Consider the following 23533-nt stretch of genomic DNA (forward strand, 5'->3'; position numbering starts at 1 on the left):
CGACGGGCAGCGCCTGCGCGTCGGTGCCGTCCGGGCTCAGTGTTTCGACGGGCGCGCTCATTGGCCGATCGCCTCCTTGAGCTTGGTGGAGGCGACGCGGCAGAGATGGGCGTATTCGCCGGAGGTCCGGAACAGGTCGTCGCGCGGATAGGCGGCATCGACCGAAAGATCGGCCATGACCCGGCCGGGGCGCGCCGCCATCACCACGATGCGCTGCGAGAGATAGACGGACTCGAAGACCGAATGGGTGACGAAGACGGCGGTGAAGCGCTCGCGCTCCCACAGCGCCAGCAGGTCGTCGTTGAGGCGATGGCGCGTGATCTCGTCGAGCGCCGCGAAAGGCTCGTCCATCAGCAGGATCTTGGGCCGCATCACCAGCGCACGCGCAATCGAGACGCGCATCTTCATGCCGCCCGAGAGCTCGCGCGGATAGGATGTCTCGAAGCCCTTGAGCCCGACCAGCGCCAGCATCTCGGCGGCGCGCGCCTCGGCCTCGGCCCTTGGCACGCCCTTGAGCTTCAGCGGCAGCATGACGTTGGCGAGCGCGTTGGCCCAGGGCATCAGCGTCGGATCCTGGAAGACGAAGCCGAGATCGCGTGCGCCATGGCCGGCGCTGCCCTGCGCCTCGCCGGTCTCGCCCGGCCAGGTGATGGAGCCGGTCGTCGGCGCGCCAAGGCCGGCGATCATGCGCAGCAGCGTCGACTTTCCGCAGCCGGATGGGCCGAGCAGGCTGATGAACTGCCCTGCCCCGAGCTCCAGATCGACATCGCGAACGGCGAGCGTGCCGTTGGCGAATTGCTTCGAAACGTGCCGGATCGCCACCAGCGGGGTGCCGGCGCTCTCCTTGCCTGGGGGTGTGCTTAGATAGGCTGTGTCCAAAGCCTGATGATCCGATCTCGATACCAATAACGCAGCGTCATCCCGGGCGACCGAAGGAAGACCCGGGATCCATGCCGGAACGGTTCAGGCATGGATCCCGGATCGGCGCCGCTATCGCGGCTTGTCCGGGATGACCCGTTTTTTTTCGCAGAGTCCTGAATCAGCCCTTGCCGATGCCCTTGTTGACGAAGTCGAGGCTGTAAGCCTTCTTCACGTCGACGCCGGCCGGGACGACGCCGGCCTCGCTCATCGTCTTGTAGAAGCTCGCCCAGCGCGCATCGGTCATCGCGCCGATGCCGAGCGTCCTGGCGTCGCCGGAGACGACGATGCCGCGATCGTTCATCACCTTGAGCGCATAGTCGATCTTCTCCTGATCCATGTCGGGATTATCCTTCAGGATCCGGGCATTGGCGGCGGCGTTGCCGGGGCCGCCCTTCATGTACTCGGCCCAGCCTTCCAGCGTGGCGTCGGTGAAGCGCTGCACCAGCTCCTTCTTCTCCTGGACCATCTTCCGGGAGATCGTGATCGTGGTGTTGTAGTTCTCGAAGCCGGCATCGGCGAGGAGATGCACGACCGGCTCGACGCCCGCCTTGCGGATGACGAAGGGCTCGGAGGACAGGAAGCCCTGCTGCGTCAGCTTCTTGTCGGCCAGGAACGGCGCCATGTTGAAGGTGTAGGGACGAATCTGCTCGTCCTGGAAGCCGAACTTCAACTTCAGGAAGGGCCAGAAGCCGACCCGGGCCTGCGCCGCGATCAGGATCGGCTTGCCCTTGAGATCGGCGAGCGTGTCATTGCCCTGGCCGGGATGCGAGATCAGGACCTGCGGGTCCTTCTGGAAGATCGAGGCGATGCAGAGGAAGGGCAGGTTCTCATGCGCGAAGCTGAGCGCTTCCAGCGAGTTGCCCATGATCATGTCGACGCGGCCGCCGAGCAGGAGCTGGGTCGGGTTCTGCTGCGGGCCGCCGGGGCGGATCTCCACGTCGAGGCCGTATTTCTTGTAGATGCCGTTGGTCGCGGCGAGATAGAAGCCGCCATGCTCGGTCTGGGCGCGCCAGTTGGTCTGGTAGCTGACCTTGTCGAGCGTTTGCGCGTTGACGCGCGCGCCCGGCATCGGGATCAGCAGGGAGGCGGTGGAGCCGCCGATCAGCCCAAGCGCGGCGCGCCGGTTCACGCGATATTTCATCGTCGTCATCTCGCTCTCTCCCCTCGCGCTGCGGCCGGCCCGGCCACTGGCCCGTCTCCTTATCCCATGCGATAGGACGACGGGACAATGCAACGCCGGGCCGCCGGGTTTCTGCACAGAAACAAGGCGATCAAGCCGGCTCCTGACAGGCCTGATCATGACCGCACGTTTCTGGGGCGACCTGAAGAGCTCCGACTTCGCCACGCTTTCGCCTGACCGCACCGTCGCGGTGCTGCCGCTGGCGGCGATCGAGCAGCACGGCCCCCATCTGCCGGTCTCTGTCGACACCACCGTGATGAACGGGATGCTCTCGGAAGCGATGCCGCTGGTGCCTGATGATCTCGACGTGCTCGTCCTGCCGACGCAGGCCATCTGCAAGTCGAACGAGCACCTGCATTCGCCGGGCACGGTCACGATCGGCTGGGAGAGCGCGATCCGCTCCTGGCTGGAGATCGGCGGGAGCGTGAAGCGGGCGGGCCTGCGCAAGCTCGTGCTGGTCACCTCCCATGGCGGCAATGTCGACCCGATGAAAATCGTGGCGCGGGAGCTGCGCGTCGACCACGGCATGCTCGCCGTCTGCACCGCCTGGACATCCTTCGGCCTGCCTGAAGGGCTCTATGGCGAGCTGGATGTCCGCCACGGCATTCATGGCGGCGATGTCGAGACTTCGCTGATGCTGCATTTCCGGCCCGATCTCGTCGACATGAGCAAGGCCGCGCTGTTCACGCCGCATACGGTGACCATGGCCGAGGAAGGCTATGCCCACCTGCGCCCGACCGGCCCGCATGCCTTCGCCTGGATGGCGCAGGATGTGAACCGGGCCGGTGCCGCAGGCGACGCGACCCTCGCGACTGCCGAGAAAGGCAAGACAACGGCCGCATTGCAGGCGAAGGGCTTCGTCGCGCTCATGGCCGATGTCGCACGCATGCCGCTCGACACGCTCTACAAGGCGGATTGATCGATAGAGCTCGACCACCCCACCGGGTCATCCCGGGCTTGACCCGGGATCCATCATAGAGCGCAGAGCCCAACGATGGATCCCGGATCGGCGCTGCTGCGCAGCTTGTCCGGGATGACGGTGCGCTTGTAACAAGCGACATTTCCCCTCCCGCCCCTCACTCGGGATCGAGGAGGCGCGGCCCCGGCCCCTCCTCGGCCAGGCGGTCGAACGGGTTGTGCAGCGGGCAATCCCGCACCGAGAGACAGCCGCAGCCGATGCAGCCGTTCAGGTGGTCGCGCAACCGTGTCAGCCGGTCGATGCGGCGCTCCAGCTCCTGCTTCCAGGCGGATGAAAGCCGCGTCCAGTCCGCCACGGTCGGCGTGCGCTCCTGTGGCAGCGCCTTGAAGGCCTCGCGGATAGTCTTCAGCGGAATGCCGGCGCGCTGCGCCACCTTGATGATCGCGACCCGGCGCAGCACCTCGCGGGCATAGCGGCGCTGGTTGCCCTGCGTGCGATGGCTGCGGATCAGCCCTTCCGCCTCATAGAAATGCAATGCCGAGACGGCAAGGCCGCTGCGGCGGGCGACATCGCCGACACTGAGTTCGCCCGGCAAACGCGCCTGCTGGGACATCGGAATACGCCTCTTGACCTTAACCTTACTTGAGGTTCTATAAGCCGCGCTCCCGTGATGCAAACCGGAGCGCCTCCATGCACCAGAAGGTCGATACGCGGATCAGGCTCGCCCTGATCTATGGCAGCAGCCGCGAAGGCCGCTTCTGCGACAAGGTCGCCGGCTGGGCGATCTCCCAGATCGCGGGCGACGGCCCCTTCGACCTCGCGGTCGTCGACCCCGGCGAGATCGACCTGCCGCCGCGCCATGTCAGCGGCAAGCACCCAGCGCTTGAAGAGCTCAGGAGCATCATCGGCTGGGCCGACGGCTTCGTCGTCGTGACGCCGGAATACAACCGCGGCTACCCGGCGATCCTGAAATTCCTGATCGACGCCGTCGGGCAGGAATGGCGCGGCAAGCCCGTGGGCTTCGTCTCCTATGGCGGCATCTCGGGCGGCCTGCGCGCCGTCGAGCAATTGCGCCTGGTCTTCGGGGAACTGCACGCCGCGCCGATCCGCGACGGCGTCGCCTTCGCCGATGTCTGGAGCCGCTTCGATGCGGAGGGCGCCCTGCTCGATGCCGACCGCGCGGAACAGGCGATGGCGACGATGCTGGCACAGCTGCATTGGTGGGCGAGCGCATTGCGCAAGGCGCGCGAGAGCGTGCCCTACGGACAGTTCGCGGCGGCGTGACAGACTGTCTGATCAAGCCAAAAGCGCGGTCATCCCGGACGGAGCAAAGCGGAGATCCGGGATCCATTCCGGAGCCCGTCCGAAAAGGTTCCGGAATGGATCCCGGGTCTCCCTGCGGTCGCCCGGGATGACCCGCCTATTTTAAAGAAAGCTCTCAGGACACGGGCTCGCGATCGTTCCAAACCAAGCTGATACGTCACGCGAACGTGGAAAGAGCTTCACAAATCCGAACTGGTCTCCTCGTGGCGGGATGCGGAACAATGCTCCTCCCGAGACTAGATCATCGCGCGTCCTCGCGGACGCAAAGCGACGATCTAACTCTTTGTCACCGCATCGGTTTTTTCGAATATGGTCCCCATTCTTCGGTCCGATGCAGGAGGAGCCGACGGATATGAAGCTCAAACTTCTCCGCAACGCGACGCTGAAGCTCACCTATGGCGGCAGGACTTTCCTGATCGACCCGGATTTCGGCCCGCGCCATAGCCGCCGTTCCTTCACCGGGCGCTCGGAGAACCCGATGGTCGAGCTGCCCGAGCCGATCGAGGACATCATCACGGGCGTCGACACGGTGATCGTCTCGCACCTGCATGCCGACCATTTCGACGAGGTCGCCAAGGAGAGCCTGCCAAAGGACCTGCCCGTCATCTGCCAGCCCGGTGACGAGGCCGCGATCGCGCAGGCGGGTTTCTCCTCAATCACGGCGATCGACTGCTACGTCAGGTTGGGGCCGATCATCCTGAAGCGACATCCGGCCCAGCACGGAACCGGGGCCGTCGCCGACAAGATGGGGCCGGTGATGGGCCTGAGCTTCGAGGCGCCGGGCGAGCCGACGCTCTACTGGTGCGGCGACAGCGTGCTCTATCCGCCGCTGCGCGATGCCGCGACGGCGACGGGGCCGGACGTGATCGTCACGCATTCCTGCGGGGCGATGTGGGACAACACGCTGATCGTGATGGACGATGAGCAGACGCTCGACCTCGCCGAGGCCTTTCCGCTGGCGACCGTGATCGCGACGCATATGGAGGCGCTCGATCACGCCACAATCAGCCGCACCGCTCTCCGCAAGGCGGCGAAGGAGCGCGGCGTCGATACGCGGCGCCTGCGCATCCCCGCCGATGGCGAAATGATCGAACTCGGCGTGCCGGCGCTGGTGTGAGCCCACTCAAACGCGCCGTCATCCCGGGCGACCAAAGGGAGACCCGGAATCCATGCCGGAGCTTATCCGGCACAGGTTCAGGCATGGATCCCGGCCCTTCGCTTCGCTCCGGCCGGGGTGACACGCGATGAAGGTAGAGAGGCTTACTCACCCGCCTTCAGCTGCTTGGCGTAGATATCCTTGTACTGCTCGCGCAGCAGGTTCTTCTGGACCTTGCCCATGGTGTTGCGCGGCAGTTCCGCTACGACGAAGACCTGCTTCGGCTGCTTGAACTTGGCAAGCCGCTGCTCCAGCGCCGCGGCGATGCCCTTCGCGGTGACATCGGCGCCGGGCTTGCAGACCACGACGGCCGTGACGCCCTCGCCGAAATCGGGATGCGGGCAACCGATGACGGCGCTCTCGATCACGCCCGGCATCTCGTCGATCTCGGTCTCGACTTCCTTGGGATAGACGTTGTAGCCGCCGGTGATGATCAGGTCCTTGCCGCGCCCAACGATATGGACGTAGCCGGCCGGGTCGATCTTGCCGAGGTCGCCGGTGATGAAGAAGCCGTCGGCCCTGAACTCGGCCTTGGTCTTCTCCGGGTTGCGCCAGTAGCCCTTGAAGACGTTGGGGCCCTTGACCTCGATCATGCCGATCTCGTCGCGGGCGATCTCCTTGCCGGTCTCGGGATCGGTGACGCGGGCCGAGACCCCCGGCAGCGGGAAGCCGACCGTGCCGGCGACGCGATCCCCCTCATAGGGGTTCGAGGTATTCATGTTGGTCTCGGTCATGCCGTAGCGCTCGAGGATGGCGTGGCCGGTCTTCTCGCGCCATTCGCGATGCGTCTCGGCCAGCAGCGGCGCCGAGCCGGAGACGAAGAGACGCATGTGCTTCGTCGCCTCCTTGGTCAGGCGGGCATCCTGCAGCAGGCGGACATAGAAGGTCGGCACGCCCATCATGCTCGTCGCCTGCGGCAGATATTTGAAGACCTGCTCGGGATCGAACTTGGGCAGCAGGATCATCGAGGCGCCGGACAAGAGGATCACGTTCGTCGCGACGAAAAGGCCATGGGTATGGAAGATCGGCAGGGCGTGGAGCAGCACGTCGCCCTTCGTGAAGCGCCAGTAGTCGACCAGCGCCAGTGCATTGGACGACAGGTTGTCGTGGCTGAGCATCGCGCCCTTGGAGCGGCCGGTCGTGCCGGAGGTGTAAAGGATCGCGGCGAGATCGTCCGGCCCGCGCGCGACGTCGGCAAAAGTCGTCGGAGTCGCATTCGCCTTGTCGAGCAGGCTCCCAGAGCCGATGCCGAGTGTCTCCAGCTTCGCGCCGGCCTTCTCCGCATAGGGACGCAGGGCCTCAGCCTTGGCGGGATCGCAGACGAAGACGGCTGGCTCGGCATCGCCCAGGAAATACTCGATCTCGGCCGGGGTATAGGCGGTGTTAAGCGGCAGGAAGATCGCACCCGCCCGGACCGTTCCGAGATAGAGCATCAGCGCCTCGAAGCTCTTCTCGACCTGGACGGCGACGCGATCGCCCGGCTTCACGCCAAGCCCGACGAGGGCGTTCGCGAAGCGCGCGGACACCGCGACCATGTCGCCATAGGAGAAACGCCGGCCGTCATCGAGCAGCGCGAAGGGCGCGTCGGGCGCCGGCATGCGCGAGCGGATCAGGTCGAAGAGGTGGTTGCCCATGATTTCGGGTCCTTTCAGGCGTTTCCGTATCGATGTCGTCTACAATGCAGCCCTCATCCTGAGGAGCAGCCGGAGGCTGCGTCTCGAAGGATGAGGGCTGAGGGGATTTGCACAACGCTCAACTCGCCGCCGGGCGCAGCAGCTTGCGCACGCCGGAGGAGGCCACCACCGTGTTGCGGGTGGCGAAGGCCTCGTGATTGGTCTCGATGTCGTCGAGGTCGTAGCGGTAATTGACCATCACGCCATGGGACTCACGCAGGCCCCGTGCCGAGAGATTGCCGCCGACATTGATCCGCTCCAGCCGCGCGCCGTTGCCGAGATGGAAGCGCGCGACGGGATCGATGACGCGGCCGGACGCCGTGCGTGCCTGCAGCATGTACTGCGCCATCATCTGGCCGAGCAGCTTGTCGCGGCGCGCCTTCGTGGCATCGTCGAGCGAGATCGTCTCGCCGGCCGGGCGGGCCATTTCTGAGCGCTCCTCATTGGTGAGGACGAGATCGCCGGGCTCCTTGGCAATATCGGCAAGCCAGCGCGCGAAGCCGGGCACCGGCGAGAGCGTGACGAAGGTATCGAGCCCCGGCAGTTCGCGCTTCAGGTCTTCGGCCACCTGCTTGATCAGGAAATTGCCGAAGGAGATGCCGCGCAAACCCTCCTGGCAGTTCGAGATCGAGTAGAACACCGCCGTCGTCGCCTGCTGCGCGGGCAGGATCGCGCGCTCGGGCTCCAGCACCTCGCCGATGCTGCGCGGAATATCGCCGGTCAGCGCGACCTCGACGAAGATCAGGGGATCGTCGACGAGCTGCGGATGGAAGAAGGCGAAGCAGCGCCGGTCCGCCGGCTCCAGCCGGCGCCTCAGATCGTCCCAGCCCTGGATTTCGTGCACCGCCTCGTAGCGGATGATCTTCTCCAGCACGTTGGCGGGCGTGCGCCAGTCGATGCGACGCAGGACAAGGAAGCCGCGGTTGAACCAGGAGCCGAAGAGATGGCGGAAATCGTCATCGATGCCCTTCAGCTCCGGCTCCGCCGCCATGGCCTCGAACAGCGCCTCGCGCATGCGCACCAGCACATGCGTGCCTTCGGGCGCGAGGTTGAGGCGGCGCAGCAGCTCCTGCCGCCGCGGCTCGGCCGCGAGATGAAGCGCCGAGATCGTCGCGGCATCCGGCTTGGCGCGATAGGCCTCGATCGCCGCATCGAGGCGGTCGTGATCGGGGCCGAAGCGCTCCTGCAGCATATTGAAGAAGGCGAGCCGACCGGGCTTGTCGAGCCCCTGCCAGGCTTCCAGCACAGCTTGCGCCAGCGCCATGCCCGAGGCCTCGCCGCGGCCGGAGAGCAGGTCCTCGCAGAGCTTGTCGATCGGGCGCGAGCGGCTCCCCAGGAAACGCTCGAAGCCGATCAGCGCGCGGCCGCGATCCGCCACGCTGGTCAGAAGTTCGCCCAGAAATGCCATGTCCATGCCGGCTCCCAGTTCGCAGGCTGATCCTATACGAGATTCAGCGCAGGCAAATCGGGCATCAGCGCAGCAGGCTCCAGGCCTTCAGGAAGAAATCCGGCGTGCCGAAATTGCCGGACTTCAGCGCGACGACCATCTCCGGCCCGTCGACGACGCGGGTCCAGGGCACGCCGGGGTCGATTTCGGGGCCAATCTCCAGCGTGCGGATACTCAAGCCCAGCACAGTCGCGCCTGAAGTCTCGCCGCCAGCGACGAGAAGCCGCGTCACGCCGCCCTCGGAAAGCCGGCGCGCCAGTTCGGCAAAGGCCTCCTCGACGATGGCTCCAGCCCTATCGCGGCCGAGCTTGTCCTGCACGGCCGCGACCTCCGACGGATCGTCGCTGGAGTAGACGAGGAACGGCTTGTCGGCCGGCTGCGCCAAGGCCCATGCGGCAAGGCCGGCGGCGTCCTGGCTGCCATCGGCCAGCGCCAGCGGATCGACCTTGAGCGCGGGATAGCCTGCCTCCAGCGCCGCCTTGATCTGGCCGCGCGTCGCGGTCGAGCAGCTGCCGGAGATGATGCCGGCGCGACCGGCCGGCGCCTTCAGATCCTGCGGGCCGGGACGCTCCGGCAGAAGCCCGGCGCGGCGGAAATTCTGCGGCAGGCCCATCGCGATGCCCGAGCCTCCGGTCAGCAGGACATGCTCGGACACGGCATGGCCGAGCGTCATCAGGTCCTCATTTGTCAGCGCGTCGGTGACGGCATAGCGGATGCCGTCGGCCTGCAACTTCGCGAGACGCGCCTTCACGGCGGCAGGGCCAGCGAGCACGGTGGCGTAGTCGACGAGCCCGGTTTCGGTCTTCGCCTGTGCCGACATCAATCGCATCAGGCTGGAATCCCGCATCGGCGTCAGCGGGTGGTCCTTCATCGAGCTTTCATGCAGCGGCACGGCCCCGACGAAGAGATAGCCCTGATAGATCGAGCGGCCATTCGCCGGGAAAGCCGGGCAGACGATGGCGAGCTTCGCGCCCAGCCGCTCCGCCAGCGCGTTCGCCACCGGCCCGATATTGCCCTCGGCCGTCGAATCGAAGGTCGAGCAGTATTTGAACAGGATCTGACGCGCGCCGCCCTTCAGCAGCGCCTCGCAGGCGGCGAGCGAATCCGCAACGGCCTCGGCAACCGGATTGGTCCGCGATTTCAGCGCGACGACGACCGCATCGGCCTCAGGCAGGGCGGAGCCGGCCGGAGGCACGCCGATGACCTGAACGGTGCGCATGCCCGCCCGGTTCAGCATCAGCGCGACATCGGTCGCACCCGTCATGTCGTCGGCGATCACGCCCAGCAGCATGCTCATTCTCCCCTGCCCCACGCGGGCCTTGCCTTGCGATCGCCGTTCTAGCCCCTGCCGAAAGGGGTGGCGACCGCCATCGCCGCATCGTGCATGTCCGCCCCGGACATGGAACCCGCTTACCGCCAGGCCGCGCCTGCCCACAGGGCAGGCAGCGCTGCCTGCGAATTGATGCGGCGCATCATCGACGCCGGCCTCGTTCTGAGTCAGGTTAGTGCCACAAGGAACGAATTGAGCAGGACGACCCGCTGCCGACGCGGCGGGAACGTTCGCCGACAACCGTCCGGAACGAGGGGAAATCATGAAGCTTTTGAAGGTTGCGATCTCCGCTGCCGCGCTCGCACTCGCGACGTTGCCGGCCCTGGCCCAGTCGCCATCCACCCTGCGCATCGGCCTGCAGGAAGACCCCGACATGCTGGACCCGCACAAGGCGCGCACCTTCGTCGGCCGCATCGTCTTCATGGGGCTGTGCGACCGGCTGGTCGACATCACGCCGGAGCTGAAGCTGGTGCCGCGGCTGGCGACGGAGTGGAATTTCTCGGCCGATGGGCTGACGCTGACGATGAAGCTGCGTAGCGATGCGAAGTTCCACGATGGCGAGGCCTTCAACGCCGAGGCTGCCAAGGCCAATCTCGACCGCGCCCGCACCCTGCCCGACTCGCTGCGCAGGGCCGAGCTTGCATCGGTCGAGAGCGTCGAGGCGCCCGATGCCACCACGCTGGTGCTGAAGCTGAAGCGCCCGGACGCGACGCTACTCTCGCAGCTCACCGACCGCGCCGGCATGATGCTCTCGCCCAAGACCCTCTCGGGCGATGTCGCGGCGAAGCCGGTCTGCTCCGGCCCCTACAAGTTCGTCGAGCGCGTGCAGAACGACCGCATCGTGCTCGAAAAATTCAAAGAGCACTGGGAGGCCGACAAGTACAATTTCGACCGCGTGCTCTATCGCTCGATCCCCGACACGACGGTTCGCCTCGCCAATCTGCGCTCGGGCGAGCTCGACATGCTGGAGCGGCTGGCCCCGACCGATGTGAAATCGGCCCAATCGGACAAGTCCCTGAAGATCGAGAGCATCGCCAATCTCGGCTACCAGGGCATCACCATCAACACGAACAATGGCGAGGCCGCCAACCAGCCGATGGGCAAGGACAAGCGCGTGCGCCAGGCGCTCTCGCTGTCGATCGATCGCAAGGTGCTGAGCCAGGTCGTGTTCGAGGGGCTCTATGCGCCGTCGAACCAGCCGTTCAACCCCGGCAATTTCTACGTCAGCGCCGACCTGCCCGTTCCCGCCCGCGATCTCGCCAAGGCCAAGGCGCTGCTCAAGGAAGCCGGACAGTCCAAGGTCTCGGTCGAACTCTTCGTCACCAACAACCCGGTCGACGCCCAGCTCGGCCAGGTGATCCAGGCGATGGCGCAGGAAGCCGGCATCGACATCCAGATCCGCTCGACCGAATTCGCCAGCCAGCTGCGCGACCAGCAGCAGGGCAAGTTCCAGATGAGCCGCGTCGGCTGGTCCGGCCGCATCGACCCGGACGGCAACATCCACCCCTTCGCGCATTCGAAGGGCAACCAGAACGACGGCAAATACGCCAATGCGGAGGTGGACAAGTTGCTGGACGAAGCCCGCACGATCTACGACCCGGCCGAACGCAAGAAGCGCTACGACGCCGCGCAGAAGATCCTGCAGGACGAATTGCCGATCGTTTATCTCTATAACCAGACTGTGTTCTTCGCGATGCGCTCCAACCTGCAGGGCTTCGCGATCAATCCCGACGGCATCATCCGGCTGGCGGGAATGAAGCGCTCGTGAGGGGAGCTTTCGGCTTCACAATCGCGCCGTCATCCCGGGCGGCCGAAGGTCGACCCGGGATCCATCGTAGAGCGCAGTTCTCTACAATGGATCCCGGAGTTCCGCTTCGCTACATCCGGGATGACGGAGCAGGTTCGAGCGCATCATGTTCACCCTGATCCTCCGCCGCATCCTGATCGCGATCCCGACGCTGTTCCTGGTATCGCTCTTCGTCTTCGCCCTGCAGCGCGCGCTGCCGGGCGACCCCTTCCTCGTCATCGCCGGCGAGGAACGCGACCCCGAGGTGATCGCGCGGCTGCGCGAGATCTACCGGATGGACGATCCGATCTTCGTCCAGTTCTTCGCCTGGCTCGGACAGGTCGTGCAGGGCGATTTCGGCCGCTCGCTGCGCACGGGCGAGCCGGTGCTCAACCTGATCCTGCAGAAGCTGCCGGTGACGATCCAGCTCGCCACGGCCTCGATCCTCGTCGCGATCTGCATCGGCATCCCGATCGGCATCCTGGCGGCGCGGCGCAAGGGCACGGTGGTCGACTACTCCGCCAGCGCGGTCGCGCTGTCGGGGCTGTCGATCCCGAATTTCTGGTTCGGGATCATGCTGATCCTGCTGGTCTCGGTGCACCTGAAATGGCTGCCGGCCTCGGGCTATGAATCGATCTTCGAGCACCCGTGGGAGGCGATCAAGCGCCTGATCATGCCGGCCTTCGTGCTCGGCAACGGGCTCGCCGCCTTCCTGATGCGCCATACCCGCTCGGCGATGCTGGAGGTGCTGCGCTCGGACTATGTCCGTACCGCCCGCGCCAAGGGGCTGGACGAAGATGCGGTCGTGCATCGCCATGCCCTGCGCAACGCGCTGATGCCGATCATCACCCTGACGACCCTGCTCTTCGGCGAGTTGCTGGCGGGCGCGGTGCTGACCGAGCAGGTCTTCACCATCCCCGGATTCGGCAAGCTGATCGTCGATGCCGTGTTCAACCGCGACTATGGCGTGGTGCAGGGCGTGGTGCTGTGCACGGCCATCGGCTTCATCCTGATGAACCTCATCGCCGATATCCTGTACGTCCTCGTCAATCCGCGTCTGAGGGCCGGCTGATGGCATCGCTCGATTCCATCTCCTCGACAGGCGCCGCGAGCGGCGTCAGCGCCCGCCCCGGCGTGCTCGCCCGGCTGATCCGCAACAGGTCGGCGCTGATCGGCGGCAGCATCGTGCTGGTCTTCCTGCTGATGGCGGTGCTGGCGCCGGTGCTGCCATTGGCCGATCCGTTCAAGTCGAATTTTCTCGCCATCCGAAAGCCCCCCTCGGAACTGTACTGGTTCGGCACGGACGAGCTTGGGCGCGATCAGGTCTCGCGATTGTTCTTCGGTGCGCAGGCCTCGCTGCTCGCCGGCATCGTCTCGGTGCTGATCGCGGTGGCGATCGGCCTGCCCTTCGGCCTGCTGGCCGGCTGGTATGGCGGCTGGATCGACATCGTGATCTCGCGCGTCACCGAGGCCCTGCTCGCCTGCCCGTTCCTGATCCTCGCGATCGCCTTCGCCGCCGTGCTCGGCCCGTCGCTGACCAATGCGATGATCGCGATCGGCCTCTCGGCCGTACCGATCTTCATCCGGCTGATCCGCGGCCAGGTGATGAGCGTCAAGGCGGAGGATTTCGTCGAGGGTGCGCGGGCTGTCGGCGCGCGCGATCTCCGGCTGATGTTCCGCCATGTCCTGCCCAACACCCTGTCCCCTATCGTGGTACAATCGACATTGTTCATGGCGCAGGCGATCATCCTGGAAGCCGCCCTCTCCTTCCTCGGTCTCGGCCAGCAGCCCCCGGCGCCGTCCTGGGGACAGATGCTCAACGTCGCCAAGAACTTCATGGAGCAGGCGCCCTGGATGTCGATAGCGCCGGGCATCTGCATTTTCCTCGCCGTGCTCGGCTTCAACCTGCTCGGCGACGGCCTGCGCGACGCGCTCGACCCGAAAGAAAACTAGGCTTCAGGGATACGCCCATGTTCACCACCCGCCCCGAAATCCTCGGCACTTTCGGCGTCGTCACCTCGACGCACTGGCTCGCGACCGCCTCGGGCATGGCGATGCTGGAAAAGGGCGGCAACGCCTTCGACGCCTGCGCCGCCGCGGCCTTCGTGCTGCAGGTGGTGGAGCCGCATCTCGTCGGCCCTGCGGGCGACATGCCCGCCGTGTTCTATTCGGCTGAAACCGGGAAGGTCGAGACGCTCTGCGCACAGGGCCCCGCCCCGCAGGCCGCGACCATCGCGGCCTACAAGGCGCTCGGTCTCGACCTGATCCCCGGTTCCGGCCTGCTCGCTACCGTCATCCCCGGCGCCTTCGGCGGCTGGATGACGCTGCTGCGCGACCATGGTCGGCTGAAGCTGCGCGACGTTCTCGAACCGGCGATCGGCTATTTCGAGAACGGGCATCCGATGCTGCCGCGCGTCTCGGATTCGATCCGCGAGCTGACCGACCTCTTCAGCAACGAGTGGGCGACATCGGGCGACGTCTACCTGCCGGGCGGCAATGTTCCGGAGGCGCGCAAGCTCTTCGCCAACAAGGCCGCGGCCGAGACCTACAAGCGCATCCTCGCCGAGGCGGAAGCCAAGGGCAGCGACCGCCAGGAGCAGATCCAGGGCGCCTATGACGCCTGGTACAAGGGCTTCGTCGCCGAGGCGATGGACCGCTTCTGCCGCACGCAGGAGGTGATGGATTCCTCCGGCCGCCGCAACAAGGGCCTGCTGACCGCGCAGGACATGGCGAACTACAAGCCGACCTACGAGACGCCGACCTCGGTGACCTATCACGGCTGGGAGGTCTTCAAGATCGGGCCCTGGGGCCAGGGCCCGGCCTTCCTGCAGACGCTGAAGATCCTCGAAGGCGTCGACCTCGCCGGGATGGGTCCGGCCAGCCCGGAATTCGTCCATCATGTCGTCGAGGCGATGAAGCTCGCCTTCGCCGATCGCGAGGCCTATTACGGCGACCCGGATTTCGTGAAGGTGCCGCTGGCCACGCTGCTCTCCGAGGATTACGCGGCCGGGCGGCGCGGGCTGATCGGCGAGCGCGCCTCGCTGGAACTGCGGCCGGGTGTCGTCTCCGGCTACGAAGCACAGGTCGCGCATGCGATGAGGGCGCTCGGGGCCATCGCCCAGCCGACCCAAGGCGGCGCCAGCGTCGGCGAGCCGACGATGGCCTCGATGGTCGCGGCTGGGCGCAAGGGCGACACCGTCCATATCGACGTCATCGACAAATGGGGCAACATGATCGCGGCGACGCCCTCGGGCGGCTGGCTGCAATCCTCGCCGGTCATCCCCGAGCTTGGCTTCCCGCTGAATTCGCGCGCCCAGATGTTCTGGCTGGAAGAGGGCCTGCCCTCCTCGCTTGCGCCCGGCAAGCGGCCGCGCACGACGCTGACCCCCTCGATCGCCTTCGAGCACGGCAAGCCCCGCCTCGCCTTCGGCACGCCGGGCGGCGACCAGCAGGAGCAATGGCAGCTCGGCCTGTTCCTGCGCCGCGTGCATCACGGCCTCAACCTGCAGGAGGCGATCGACCTGCCGCTGTTCCACACGCAGCATTTCCCCTCCTCCTTCTACCCGCGCTCGTCGCGGCCGGGCCATATGATGATCGAGGAGAGCATCGGCGCTGCGGCCCTCGCCGATCTGGAGCGCCGCGGCCACGCCGTGGAGAAGGCGCCGGCCTGGACGGTCGGACGGCTCACTGCGGCAGAACGCAGCGATGACGGCCTCTTGCGCGCCGCCGCGACGCCGCGTCTGATGCAGGCCTATGCTGCGGGGCGATGAGCTTCGCCGTTTTTTGCCGTGATTCCGGGCGAAGCGAAGCGCAGACCCGGAATCCATCGTAGAGCGCCACGCCCTTCGATGGATCCCGGATCAACGCGGCTTCGCCGCTTGTCCGGGATGACGGAGAAAGACTGAGATCGACCTGATAACGAGGAACTGCATATGACCTGGTCCATCGTCGCCCGCGACGCCGCGACCGGCGCCTATGGCGTCGCCGTCTCGACCTGCGCCTTCGCCGTCGGCGCCCGCGTGCCCTATGGCGGCGGGCGGATCGGCGCGATCGCGACGCAGGCCTTCGTCAATCCGCTCTACGGGGTGGACGGCCTTCGGCTGCTGCAGGAAGGCCGCTCGGCCGTCGAGATCATCGCGACGCTGACGGCGGCCGACGAGGGGCGCGCCCATCGCCAGCTCCACGTCATCGACCGCGACGGCAAGATCGCTTCTCATACTGGCGCGGCCTGCATCGACTGGTGCGGTGCCGTCGACGGGCCGCAGGTCTCGGTCGCCGGCAACATGCTCGCCGGCCCGGAGGTCGTGCAGCAGACGCTGAAGGCCTATATCGCCGCCTCGGCGCTCGACTTCGACGAGCGCCTGCTGGTGGCACTGGAGGCAGGCGAGAAGGCAGGCGGCGACAAGCGCGGCAAGCAATCCGCCGCGATCCGCATCTGGAGCGGCGAGCCCGTGCCCAGCCTCGACATCCGCGTCGACGACCATACCGACCCGTTGAAGGAGCTGCGGCGGCTCTGGCGTGTCGCGCATCAGCGCTCGGTGCCGTTCCAGCAGGCTTCGCCCTCGCGCGGCCGCCCAGCCGGCGTCACCGACCGGGCCGAGCTCGACCGGCTCTGCACGGAATACGCTGCCGCCTGGAACGCCCGGCACCCGGAAAGCTGATCAGTGCCCGGCATTCTCGCGGCGCCCGGCGCGTGATAGGCTGACGCTTCGTCATTCTGTCATGCCGACGAGCGGAGAATGCGATGGCCGATCCGGATACCGAAGCCCTCCAGAAGCGCATCGCCACGCTGGAGGCGCAGGTCGCAGCGCTGCTGCAGGCGATCTCGGCGGATCGCGGCGGCAATGTCGTCATCAACGCGCCGGGTTCGCTGACCGTCAATTGCGGGATGGGCATTGCTTTCACCGCCGGCAGCGTGATGACCCTGACCGCGGGCGGGGTGATGGCAATGACGGCCGGGGTCAATCTTTCCGTGACCTCAGGCGCCAATGCCACCATGGTCATCGGCAACCGCCTGCGCGTCAGCAGCGGTCATGAAGCGTCGTTCGAAACACGGAGCTTCAACGTGAGCGCGGCGGTGGGCTGCGATATCGATAGCGGGCAGAACTTCGCCATCACGGCCGGCAAGGACATGGCGATGAGCATCGGGAAGGACATGGCCGTCCATGTCGGCAAGACGCTTGCGATCGAAAGCGCGGACGCCGCTTCACTGAAAAGCGGCGATGCCAGGCTGAGCATGAAGAAAGACGGCAGCGTCCAGCTGCAAGGGCGCGATATCGCGCTCAACGCGTCCGGACGCCTCGAAGCCAAGGCGTCCGGCAATGTCACGATCAAGGGATCGAAGGTCCTGCAGAATTGAAACGCGCCCGTCATGCTCGCCCTTGTGGCGAGCATCCACGTCCTTGATCACGGCCTTCGACCAGCGAAGACGTGGATGGTCGGGACAAGCCCGACCATGACGGATGGGCTCAGGTCAGGCGTCCACGGGCCGCGACCGGCAGTTCACCGATCAGCTTGTCGCCGCGCACGGTGATCAGACGGTCGACCATGTTGACGACGACGCAGACATGGTTCGGCACCACACGCACGACCTCGCCGACCAGCGGGCGCTTGTTCGAGGCCGAGAGGTCGAGGAAGCCGTGTTCCTCGGCGAATTGCGCGATCCGCGCGGCCGGGTATTCGAGGATATAGCCGTGGCCGTCGAGATTGCCCTTGTCGCTGGTCAGCGTCTTCGAGCCTGAATCGAGGATGCCGCGGTCCGCGCCGGCCCGGCTCACCACCGTCGCGTAGACCATGAGCGCGCAATCCTCGAGCGTCGCCACGCCGGCCGCGATCTGCATGCGGTCGTTGAAGATCGAGGTGCCCGAGCGGTGCTCGGTCGAGCCCTTCAGCTTGCCGATATGGGGCAGATTGGGCGAACCACCGGTCGAGACGATGTCGGCCTTGAGGCCGGCATCGCGCAGGCCCGCATTGGCGGTGTCGAGGAAGACCTGCGTGCGGTCCCAGCCATTCTCCGGCGGGTACAGCAGGAAGCCGGCGAAGCGCAGGCCGGGCGAGGCCGCGACCATCTTGGCAAGCTCGACCGCCTCGCCGGGCGTCTCGACGCCGGCGCGCTTGCGGCCGGTATCGCACTCGATGACGACTTCGAGGTCGCGCCCGGCGATCTCGCCCGCCCGCGGCAGGCCGGAGATGGTGACCGGGTTGTCGGCGGCGACGATCATCCGGACGCGGCGCTGGAGTGCTCCCAGACGCCCCAGCTTCTCCTCGCCGAGGATGTTGTAACTGATCAGGATGTCGTCGATGCCGCCATCGGCCATGACCTCGGCCTCGCCGAGTTTCTGGCAGGTAATGCCGCGTGCGCCGGCCTCGATCTGGAGGCGGGCCAGCTCGGGCGACTTGTGCGTCTTGATATGCGGGCGGTTGGCGAGACCGGCGGCGTCGCAAGTGGCCTGGAGGCGGGCGATATTGGCATCGACCTTGTCGAGATCGATCACCACGGCGGGCGTGCCGTAGACGCGGGCGATCTCGGCGGCAAGCGGGGTAGCGGCCGGCTGGTCGACGGCGCGGGAGGTGGTCGCGGTGACGCTCATGGGTGCACCTTCACGATGACCTCGATCTCGACGGTCATGCGGTTCGGCAGCGAGCCCATGCCGACGGCCGAGCGGGCATGGCGGCCGCGATCGCCGAGCACGGCGACGAACAGGTCCGAGCAGCCATTGATGACCTTGGGATGATCCGAGAAATCCGGCACCGCATTGACCATGCCGAGCAGCTTGACCACCTCGACCTTGTCGAGGGAGCCGACCGCCTTCTTCATCGCCGCGAGCAGCCCGAGGCCGGTCTGCTTGGCGTGCTCATAAGCCTGCTCGACCGTGACATCGGCGCCGACCTTTCCGGTCGGATAGGTGCCGTCGGCCCGCTTCGGCCCCTGGCCCGAGAGATAGACCATATCGCCGACCTGCTTGAAGCTGACATAGGTCGCGACCGGCGTCGGCACGTCTGGCAGGGTCAGCCCCAGCTCCTTCAGCTTGTCTTCGGCGCTCATGGCGTTCCTCTCCTCAAAGTCCAGCCGGCATCTGTCGCACCGGCCTGTCTCAGTTCGTCAGTTCACGGCGCATATAGCGGGCCGCATCGTCATAGCTCGCAAGCTTGCGATCAAGCGCGGGGTCATGCACCTCGCGAAAGCCTTGCCGCCGCCAGAAGCCGGTCGAATCGTTGACTGCGACCAGCGCCAGGCTCGTATGCCCGGTTTCGGCGGCATGACGGGCGATCTCGGTGACGATCGCGCCCGCCGCCCCGCTGCCACGCCCGGCCGGCAGCAAGGCGAGATCGTGAAGATACCAGTTCGCGACATCGTCCGGGATGGCGCCGAGCAGGGAATTCAGGGCCGGGACCGTACCCGCCGGCCAGGGATGGCTGACGAGATATCCGTGCAACGCGCCATCTTCGCCGGCCAGCACATGGCAGCCCTCCGGCGCCAGGCGCAGCCGCTCGGCGAAGACCGCCTCGTCCTCGGGATAATCCGGGTGCACGACGGCCGCGATCGCCATCACGGCCGTCAGGTCGGCCGGCGCCATGCGGCGCCAACCCGTTTCACTGGACATGAACGCTTACGCCGCGCCCTTCGGGAATTTGCTGGTCCGCTTCGGGTGCCACCACTTGCCCTTGAGCACGACGCCCTCGGAGGCGATCTTGCGGTCGCCGATCAGGTGCTCGCCGACGACGTCGACATAGTCGAACTTACCTTCCTTGACCGTCAGGATCGTCGCATCGCCGAGCGAACCGACCTTGAGCGAACCGTATTCCGGGCGCTTCAGCGCCATGGCGGCATTCACGGTCGAGGCCGCGATGACGTTGTTCAGGGTCATGCCCATGCAGAGGAATTTCGACATCGTGGTGACCTGGTCATAGGCCGGGCCGTCGATGCAGAGCTTGTGCACGTCAGACGAGATCACGTCCGGCTCGAAGCCATTGGCGAGCATGGCGCGGGTGGTCTTGAACGAGAACGAGCCCTTGCCGTGGCCGATATCGAAGATGACGCCGCGCTTGCGGGCGGCGAGCACCTCCGGCTTCACCGTGCCCTGCGCGGTCGCGGGCGCGTTCGGGAAGGGGCGGAAGGCGTGGGTCAGCACGTCGCCCGGCCGCAGCATGCCGATGACTTCCTCATAGGACGGCGGCGGATGGTCGATATGGCACATCAAGGGCATGCCGACCTCGTTGGCGACCTGCAGCGCGATGTTCAGCGGCACGGTGCCGGACGTACCGGAAGCATGCAGGCCGACGCGGACCTTGATGCCGACGATCAGGTCGCGGTTCTTGTCGGCGACCTCGGCGCAGTCGATCGGGTTCATCAGGCGCAGGTCGCCGCTCTCGCCGACCATGACGCGGTGGTCGAAGCCGTAGATGCCGGCATGCGAGACGTGGAGATAGGCGAGGATGCGGGCCTGGCTCTGCTCGATGACATGCTTGCGGAAGCCCGGCCAGTTGCCGGGGCCGGCCGAGCCGGTATCGACCGAGGTGGTGACACCGGAGAGCCGGCAGAACTCGTCGGCGTCGATGCCGAGCGAGGTGCCGCCCCAGTAGACATGGGTGTGCAGGTCGATCAGGCCGGGCGAGACGATGTAGCCGGAGACGTCGCGGATCTCCTTGGCGCCCTTCAGGTCCTTGCCGAAGCCGGACACCTTGCCGTCCGTGAAGGCGACATCGAGGATGCCGTCATGCTTCTGGGAGGGGTCGATGACGCGACCGCCCTTCAGGATGAGATCGTGGGTCACTTTTTTGTCCTCTGGAGGCTGATCAAATCGGGGAGACGGCGCCCTTGCGCTCGACGATCAGGCCGTAGGCCTGAGGCTCGCGATGCCGGGCGAAATTGAAGGTCGAGGCCTTGTAGCTCTTGCCGAGGTCCATGTCGCAACGGGCGACGACGAGTTCATCGCCCTCGGTCACGGCCTGCGCCACCACTTCGCCGGTGGGCGCGATGATGCAGGAACCGCCGATCTGGTCGACGCCGGCCTCCAGCCCCGCCTTGGCGACGCCGACGACCCAGGTGGCGTTCTGGTAGGCGCCGGCCTGCATCACGAGCTGATTGTGGAAATTGCCGAGCCGGTCATGGTCCGGGGCCGGCGGATTGTGCTTGGGCGTGTTGTAGCCGAGCACGATCAGCTCGACATCCTGCAGGCCCATCGAGCGATAGCTCTCCGGCCAGCGGCGGTCGTTGCAGATCATCATGCCGATATTGGCGTCCATCGTCCGCCAGACCGGCCAGCCGAGCTCGCCGGTCTCGAAATAGCGCTTCTCCAGGTTCTGGAAGGGTGCGGCGGGGCGGTGCTCCGGATGGCCCGGCAGATGGATTTTGCGGTACTTGCCGACGATCGCGCCAGACTTGTCGACGAGGATCGCGGTGTTGAAGCGGCGCTTGCGGCCCTGCTCGAAGGCGAGCTCGCAATAGCCGAGGTGGAAGCCGATGCCGAGGCGCTTGCTCTCCTCGAAGAGCGGCGCCGTCTCGTTCGAGGGCATGGCGCTTTCGAAATGGCTGTCGATCTCGGCTTCGTCGTCAATCCACCAATGCGGGAAGAAGGCGGTGAGCGCAGCTTCCGGGTAGACGACGAGATCGGCGCCGTGGCTCTTCGCCTGCCGCATCAGCTCGATCATGCGGGCAACCGCCGAGGCGCGGCTCTCATCGCGCTGGATGGGGCCGAGCTGGGCGGCGGCGACGGTCAGGATTCGGGTCACGTCATAGGCTCCGGATGAGGTTCACCCTCAAGGGCAAGGCTTTCAAGCACTGAGCCGGCGCGTCAAGCGCCGGCAATGCGGGGCGTGGGTTGTCCCAGCTGCGGGGCAAGCCCTCAGAGAGTCTTGGCGAGCCGCGGATCGAGCGAGTCGCGCAGGCCGTCGCCGAGCAGGTTGACCGCGAGCACGGTGATCGAGAGGAACACGGCCGGGAACAGGATGATGTGCGGCCGGACCTGCCAGAGCGCCCTGCCCTCGGCCATGATGTTGCCCCAGGATGGCGTCGCCGGCGGCACGCCCGCGCCGATGAAGGACAGGATCGCCTCGACGATCATGGCGCTGGCGCAGATATAGGTCGCCTGGACGCTCATCGGCGCGAAGGTGTTGGGCAGGATATGGCGCCAGATGATGCGCGGCACGCGCGCACCGTTGGCCACCGCCGCCTCGACATAGGGCTGTTCGCGCAAGGACAGCACGACGCCGCGCACGAGGCGCGCCACGCGCGGAATCTCGGCGACGGTGATGGCGATGATGACGTTCTGGATCGAGCCGCGGGTCAGCGCCATCAGGGCGATGGCGAGCAGGATCGGCGGGATCGACATCATGCCGTCGATGATGCGCATGATGATGCCGTCGGCCCAGCGCACGAAGCCGGCGAAGAGGCCGATGGTGAGCCCGATGATCGAGGACAGGACCGCGACGCTGAAGCCGACGAGCAGCGACACGCGAGCGCCGTAGACCACGCGGGAATAAACGTCGCGGCCGAGCATGTCGGTGCCGAACCAGTAGAGCTCGGACGGTACGCGGGTACGCCGCGACGGCGCGATCGCGGTCGGGTCGGTGGTCCAGAGCAGCGGCGCGAAAATGCCGATCAGCGCCATCAGGATCAGGAGCCCGCCGCCGATCGCCACCGAAGGATGGCGACGCAGATAGCGGCGGAAGCGGGCGGCGCGGCTCAGTTCAGCCTTTGCCGGTTCGGCGGCAGGCGCCGCGAGGGTCGATGAAGCGGTCAATAGCGGATCCTCGGGTCGACGAGGGTATAGGTCAGGTCGATCAGCAGGTTCACGAGCACGTAGACCAGGCTGAACATGAGCACGACGCCCTGGATGACGGGGTAGTCGCGCCGCAGGATGGCATCGACCGTGAGCCGGCCGAGGCCGGGAATGGCGAAGACGCTCTCGGTGACGACGGCGCCGCCGATCAAGAGCGCGATGCCGATGCCGATGATGGTGACGATCGGCACCGCGGCGTTCTTCAGCGAATGCAGGAAGAGCACGTCCTTCTGCGTCACGCCCTTGGCCTGGGCGGTGCGGACATAGTCCTGCTGCAGCACCTCGAGCATGGTGGCGCGGGTGATGCGGGCGATCAGCGCGATATAGACGAGGCCGAGCGTGACGGCCGGCAGGATCAGGTTCCTGAGCCAGGGCCAGAAGCCCTGCGAGAACGGCGTGTAGCCCTGCACCGGCAGCCAGTCGAGCTTGAGCGCGAAGAAATAGGCGAGCAGGTAGCCGACGACGAAGACCGGGACCGAGAAGCCGAGCACGGCGAAGCCCATCGCCGCCTTGTCGACCCAGCTTCCAGCCTTCCAGGCCGCGACCACGCCCATCGGCACGGCGACCACGACGGCGAAGATCAGCGTCAACACCATCAGGGAGAGCGTCGGCTCGATGCGCTGCGCGATGAGCTGCGTCACCGGGAGGTTGGTGAAGATCGAGGTGCCGAGATCGCCCTGGATCACGCGGAAGGACCATTCGGCGAAACGGACCAGATAGGGTCGGTCCAGGCCGAGGCTGGCGCGGATGCGCTCGACATCGGCCGGCGACGCCTGGTCACCGGCGATGATGGCGGCGGGATCGCCGGGCGCGACATAGAGCAACGAAAAGACGAACAGCGCCACGAAGGCCATCACGGGGATGGTCGTGACGATGCGCCTGACGACGAAAGCAAGCATAGGGCAGTCGGACCTCGTTCACGGCGAATCCAGGAGCCGCGGCCCGGACTTCTTCCAGGTCGCGACGAAGCGAGGCAGCAGAGCCGAGCGGACTCCGCAAAGGCGGAGCGGCCTTGCC

At 66.4% G+C, this 23533-nt stretch carries 22 protein-coding genes; 9 read left to right on the plus strand and 13 right to left on the minus strand.

Translation table 11 applies throughout. The features are described from left to right. Positions 1-57: 57 nt before the first annotated feature. Complete coding sequence (locus ACODTJ_RS17485) at positions 58-879, minus strand: ABC transporter ATP-binding protein (RefSeq protein ID WP_454657724.1); 822 nt, start codon at positions 877-879, stop codon at positions 58-60. A 160-nt stretch (positions 880-1039) separates the two neighbouring features. Continuing rightward, positions 1040-2071 carry an ABC transporter substrate-binding protein gene (locus tag ACODTJ_RS17490; protein ID WP_454657725.1) on the minus strand — a complete coding sequence of 344 codons (1032 nt, stop codon included), beginning with the start codon at positions 2069-2071 and terminating at the stop codon, positions 1040-1042. Positions 2072-2219: 148 nt separating this feature from the next. Here ACODTJ_RS17490 and ACODTJ_RS17495 point away from each other — a divergent pair, with 148 nt between their 5' ends. Continuing rightward, positions 2220-3020, plus strand: a complete 801-nt coding sequence (locus ACODTJ_RS17495) for a creatininase family protein (RefSeq protein WP_454657726.1) — start codon at positions 2220-2222, stop codon at positions 3018-3020. A gap of 157 nt (positions 3021-3177) precedes the next feature. Here ACODTJ_RS17495 and soxR read toward each other — a convergent pair whose 3' ends face one another. Beyond that, positions 3178-3633, minus strand: a complete 456-nt coding sequence (gene soxR, locus ACODTJ_RS17500) for a redox-sensitive transcriptional activator SoxR (RefSeq protein ID WP_454657727.1) — start codon at positions 3631-3633, stop codon at positions 3178-3180. Between the two features lie 77 nt (positions 3634-3710). Here soxR and ACODTJ_RS17505 point away from each other — a divergent pair, with 77 nt between their 5' ends. Then, the gene (locus ACODTJ_RS17505) at positions 3711-4304 is read left to right on the plus strand and encodes an NADPH-dependent FMN reductase (RefSeq protein ID WP_454657728.1); all 594 of its coding nucleotides are present in this window, start codon (positions 3711-3713) and stop codon (positions 4302-4304) included. A 391-nt stretch (positions 4305-4695) separates the two neighbouring features. After that, the gene (locus ACODTJ_RS17510) at positions 4696-5460 is read left to right on the plus strand and encodes an MBL fold metallo-hydrolase (protein ID WP_454657729.1); all 765 of its coding nucleotides are present in this window, start codon (positions 4696-4698) and stop codon (positions 5458-5460) included. 143 nt (positions 5461-5603) lie between these two features. On the opposite strand, the gene ACODTJ_RS17515 is transcribed toward ACODTJ_RS17510, so the two are convergent. The 3 genes from ACODTJ_RS17515 to otnK all read right to left on the minus strand — a co-directional run bounded on the left by ACODTJ_RS17515 (position 5604) and on the right by otnK (position 9916). Then, positions 5604-7133: a malonate--CoA ligase gene (locus tag ACODTJ_RS17515; RefSeq protein ID WP_454657730.1), complete on the minus strand. Its 1530-nt coding sequence runs from the start codon at positions 7131-7133 to the stop codon at positions 5604-5606. Between the two features lie 118 nt (positions 7134-7251). Next, positions 7252-8586 carry a malonyl-CoA decarboxylase gene (locus ACODTJ_RS17520; protein ID WP_454657731.1) on the minus strand — a complete coding sequence of 445 codons (1335 nt, stop codon included), beginning with the start codon at positions 8584-8586 and terminating at the stop codon, positions 7252-7254. Positions 8587-8644: 58 nt separating this feature from the next. Then, positions 8645-9916 carry a 3-oxo-tetronate kinase gene (gene otnK, locus ACODTJ_RS17525; RefSeq protein ID WP_454657732.1) on the minus strand — a complete coding sequence of 424 codons (1272 nt, stop codon included), beginning with the start codon at positions 9914-9916 and terminating at the stop codon, positions 8645-8647. A gap of 295 nt (positions 9917-10211) precedes the next feature. Between otnK and ACODTJ_RS17530 the strand changes: the two genes are divergently transcribed. The 6 genes from ACODTJ_RS17530 (at position 10212) to ACODTJ_RS17555 (ending at position 17094) form a co-directional block, all read left to right on the plus strand. Then, positions 10212-11717: an ABC transporter substrate-binding protein gene (locus ACODTJ_RS17530; RefSeq protein WP_488849539.1), complete on the plus strand. Its 1506-nt coding sequence runs from the start codon at positions 10212-10214 to the stop codon at positions 11715-11717. A gap of 145 nt (positions 11718-11862) precedes the next feature. Then, entirely contained in the window at positions 11863-12807 is a 945-nt protein-coding gene (locus ACODTJ_RS17535; protein WP_454657734.1) for an ABC transporter permease, read from the plus strand. After that, positions 12807-13688: an ABC transporter permease gene (locus ACODTJ_RS17540; RefSeq protein WP_454657735.1), complete on the plus strand. Its 882-nt coding sequence runs from the start codon at positions 12807-12809 to the stop codon at positions 13686-13688. The genes ACODTJ_RS17535 and ACODTJ_RS17540 overlap by 1 nt, the downstream gene beginning before the upstream one ends. Before the next feature lie 17 nt (positions 13689-13705). Then, a complete protein-coding gene (locus ACODTJ_RS17545) occupies positions 13706-15505 on the plus strand; it encodes a gamma-glutamyltransferase family protein (protein ID WP_454657736.1) in 1800 nt (599 codons plus the stop codon). Positions 15506-15667: 162 nt separating this feature from the next. Continuing rightward, the gene (locus ACODTJ_RS17550; RefSeq protein ID WP_454657737.1) at positions 15668-16396 is read left to right on the plus strand and encodes a DUF1028 domain-containing protein; all 729 of its coding nucleotides are present in this window, start codon (positions 15668-15670) and stop codon (positions 16394-16396) included. Between the two features lie 83 nt (positions 16397-16479). After that, positions 16480-17094, plus strand: a complete 615-nt coding sequence (locus ACODTJ_RS17555; protein ID WP_454657738.1) for a hypothetical protein — start codon at positions 16480-16482, stop codon at positions 17092-17094. A 109-nt stretch (positions 17095-17203) separates the two neighbouring features. On the opposite strand, the gene ACODTJ_RS17560 is transcribed toward ACODTJ_RS17555, so the two are convergent. The 7 genes from ACODTJ_RS17560 to ACODTJ_RS17590 all read right to left on the minus strand — a co-directional run bounded on the left by ACODTJ_RS17560 (position 17204) and on the right by ACODTJ_RS17590 (position 23415). Beyond that, positions 17204-18325: an alanine racemase gene (locus ACODTJ_RS17560; RefSeq protein WP_454657739.1), complete on the minus strand. Its 1122-nt coding sequence runs from the start codon at positions 18323-18325 to the stop codon at positions 17204-17206. After that, positions 18322-18780 carry a RidA family protein gene (locus ACODTJ_RS17565; RefSeq protein ID WP_454657740.1) on the minus strand — a complete coding sequence of 153 codons (459 nt, stop codon included), beginning with the start codon at positions 18778-18780 and terminating at the stop codon, positions 18322-18324. The genes ACODTJ_RS17560 and ACODTJ_RS17565 overlap by 4 nt, the downstream gene beginning before the upstream one ends. 49 nt (positions 18781-18829) lie before the next feature. Further along, positions 18830-19339: a GNAT family N-acetyltransferase gene (locus ACODTJ_RS17570; RefSeq protein ID WP_454657741.1), complete on the minus strand. Its 510-nt coding sequence runs from the start codon at positions 19337-19339 to the stop codon at positions 18830-18832. Between the two features lie 6 nt (positions 19340-19345). Next, positions 19346-20509: an amidohydrolase/deacetylase family metallohydrolase gene (locus ACODTJ_RS17575; protein ID WP_454657742.1), complete on the minus strand. Its 1164-nt coding sequence runs from the start codon at positions 20507-20509 to the stop codon at positions 19346-19348. A 22-nt stretch (positions 20510-20531) separates the two neighbouring features. After that, positions 20532-21467: an N-carbamoyl-D-amino-acid hydrolase gene (locus ACODTJ_RS17580; protein ID WP_454657743.1), complete on the minus strand. Its 936-nt coding sequence runs from the start codon at positions 21465-21467 to the stop codon at positions 20532-20534. Positions 21468-21580: 113 nt separating this feature from the next. Next, a complete protein-coding gene (locus ACODTJ_RS17585) occupies positions 21581-22423 on the minus strand; it encodes an ABC transporter permease (RefSeq protein WP_454659022.1) in 843 nt (280 codons plus the stop codon). A 50-nt stretch (positions 22424-22473) separates the two neighbouring features. Beyond that, entirely contained in the window at positions 22474-23415 is a 942-nt protein-coding gene (locus tag ACODTJ_RS17590; RefSeq protein ID WP_454657744.1) for an ABC transporter permease, read from the minus strand. Positions 23416-23533: the final 118 nt, after the last annotated feature.

The organism is Allobosea sp. FG18 (assembly GCF_057809495.1).

Excerpts from the sequence above, each read along its gene's own strand:
- ACODTJ_RS17490 (WP_454657725.1), bottom strand. The coding sequence starts at position 2,071 with ATGACGACGATGAAATATCGCGTGAACCGGCGCGCCGCGCTTGGGCTG.
- ACODTJ_RS17495 (WP_454657726.1), top strand. The coding sequence starts at position 2,220 with ATGACCGCACGTTTCTGGGGCGACCTGAAGAGCTCCGACTTCGCCACG.
- soxR (WP_454657727.1), bottom strand. The coding sequence starts at position 3,633 with ATGTCCCAGCAGGCGCGTTTGCCGGGCGAACTCAGTGTCGGCGATGTC.
- ACODTJ_RS17505 (WP_454657728.1), top strand. The coding sequence starts at position 3,711 with ATGCACCAGAAGGTCGATACGCGGATCAGGCTCGCCCTGATCTATGGC.
- ACODTJ_RS17510 (WP_454657729.1), top strand. The coding sequence starts at position 4,696 with ATGAAGCTCAAACTTCTCCGCAACGCGACGCTGAAGCTCACCTATGGC.
- ACODTJ_RS17515 (WP_454657730.1), bottom strand. The coding sequence starts at position 7,133 with ATGGGCAACCACCTCTTCGACCTGATCCGCTCGCGCATGCCGGCGCCC.
- ACODTJ_RS17520 (WP_454657731.1), bottom strand. The coding sequence starts at position 8,586 with ATGGACATGGCATTTCTGGGCGAACTTCTGACCAGCGTGGCGGATCGC.
- otnK (WP_454657732.1), bottom strand. The coding sequence starts at position 9,916 with ATGAGCATGCTGCTGGGCGTGATCGCCGACGACATGACGGGTGCGACC.
- ACODTJ_RS17530 (WP_488849539.1), top strand. The coding sequence starts at position 10,212 with ATGAAGCTTTTGAAGGTTGCGATCTCCGCTGCCGCGCTCGCACTCGCG.
- ACODTJ_RS17535 (WP_454657734.1), top strand. The coding sequence starts at position 11,863 with ATGTTCACCCTGATCCTCCGCCGCATCCTGATCGCGATCCCGACGCTG.
- ACODTJ_RS17540 (WP_454657735.1), top strand. The coding sequence starts at position 12,807 with ATGGCATCGCTCGATTCCATCTCCTCGACAGGCGCCGCGAGCGGCGTC.
- ACODTJ_RS17545 (WP_454657736.1), top strand. The coding sequence starts at position 13,706 with ATGTTCACCACCCGCCCCGAAATCCTCGGCACTTTCGGCGTCGTCACC.
- ACODTJ_RS17550 (WP_454657737.1), top strand. The coding sequence starts at position 15,668 with ATGACCTGGTCCATCGTCGCCCGCGACGCCGCGACCGGCGCCTATGGC.
- ACODTJ_RS17555 (WP_454657738.1), top strand. The coding sequence starts at position 16,480 with ATGGCCGATCCGGATACCGAAGCCCTCCAGAAGCGCATCGCCACGCTG.
- ACODTJ_RS17560 (WP_454657739.1), bottom strand. The coding sequence starts at position 18,325 with ATGAGCGTCACCGCGACCACCTCCCGCGCCGTCGACCAGCCGGCCGCT.
- ACODTJ_RS17565 (WP_454657740.1), bottom strand. The coding sequence starts at position 18,780 with ATGAGCGCCGAAGACAAGCTGAAGGAGCTGGGGCTGACCCTGCCAGAC.
- ACODTJ_RS17570 (WP_454657741.1), bottom strand. The coding sequence starts at position 19,339 with ATGTCCAGTGAAACGGGTTGGCGCCGCATGGCGCCGGCCGACCTGACG.
- ACODTJ_RS17590 (WP_454657744.1), bottom strand. The coding sequence starts at position 23,415 with ATGCTTGCTTTCGTCGTCAGGCGCATCGTCACGACCATCCCCGTGATG.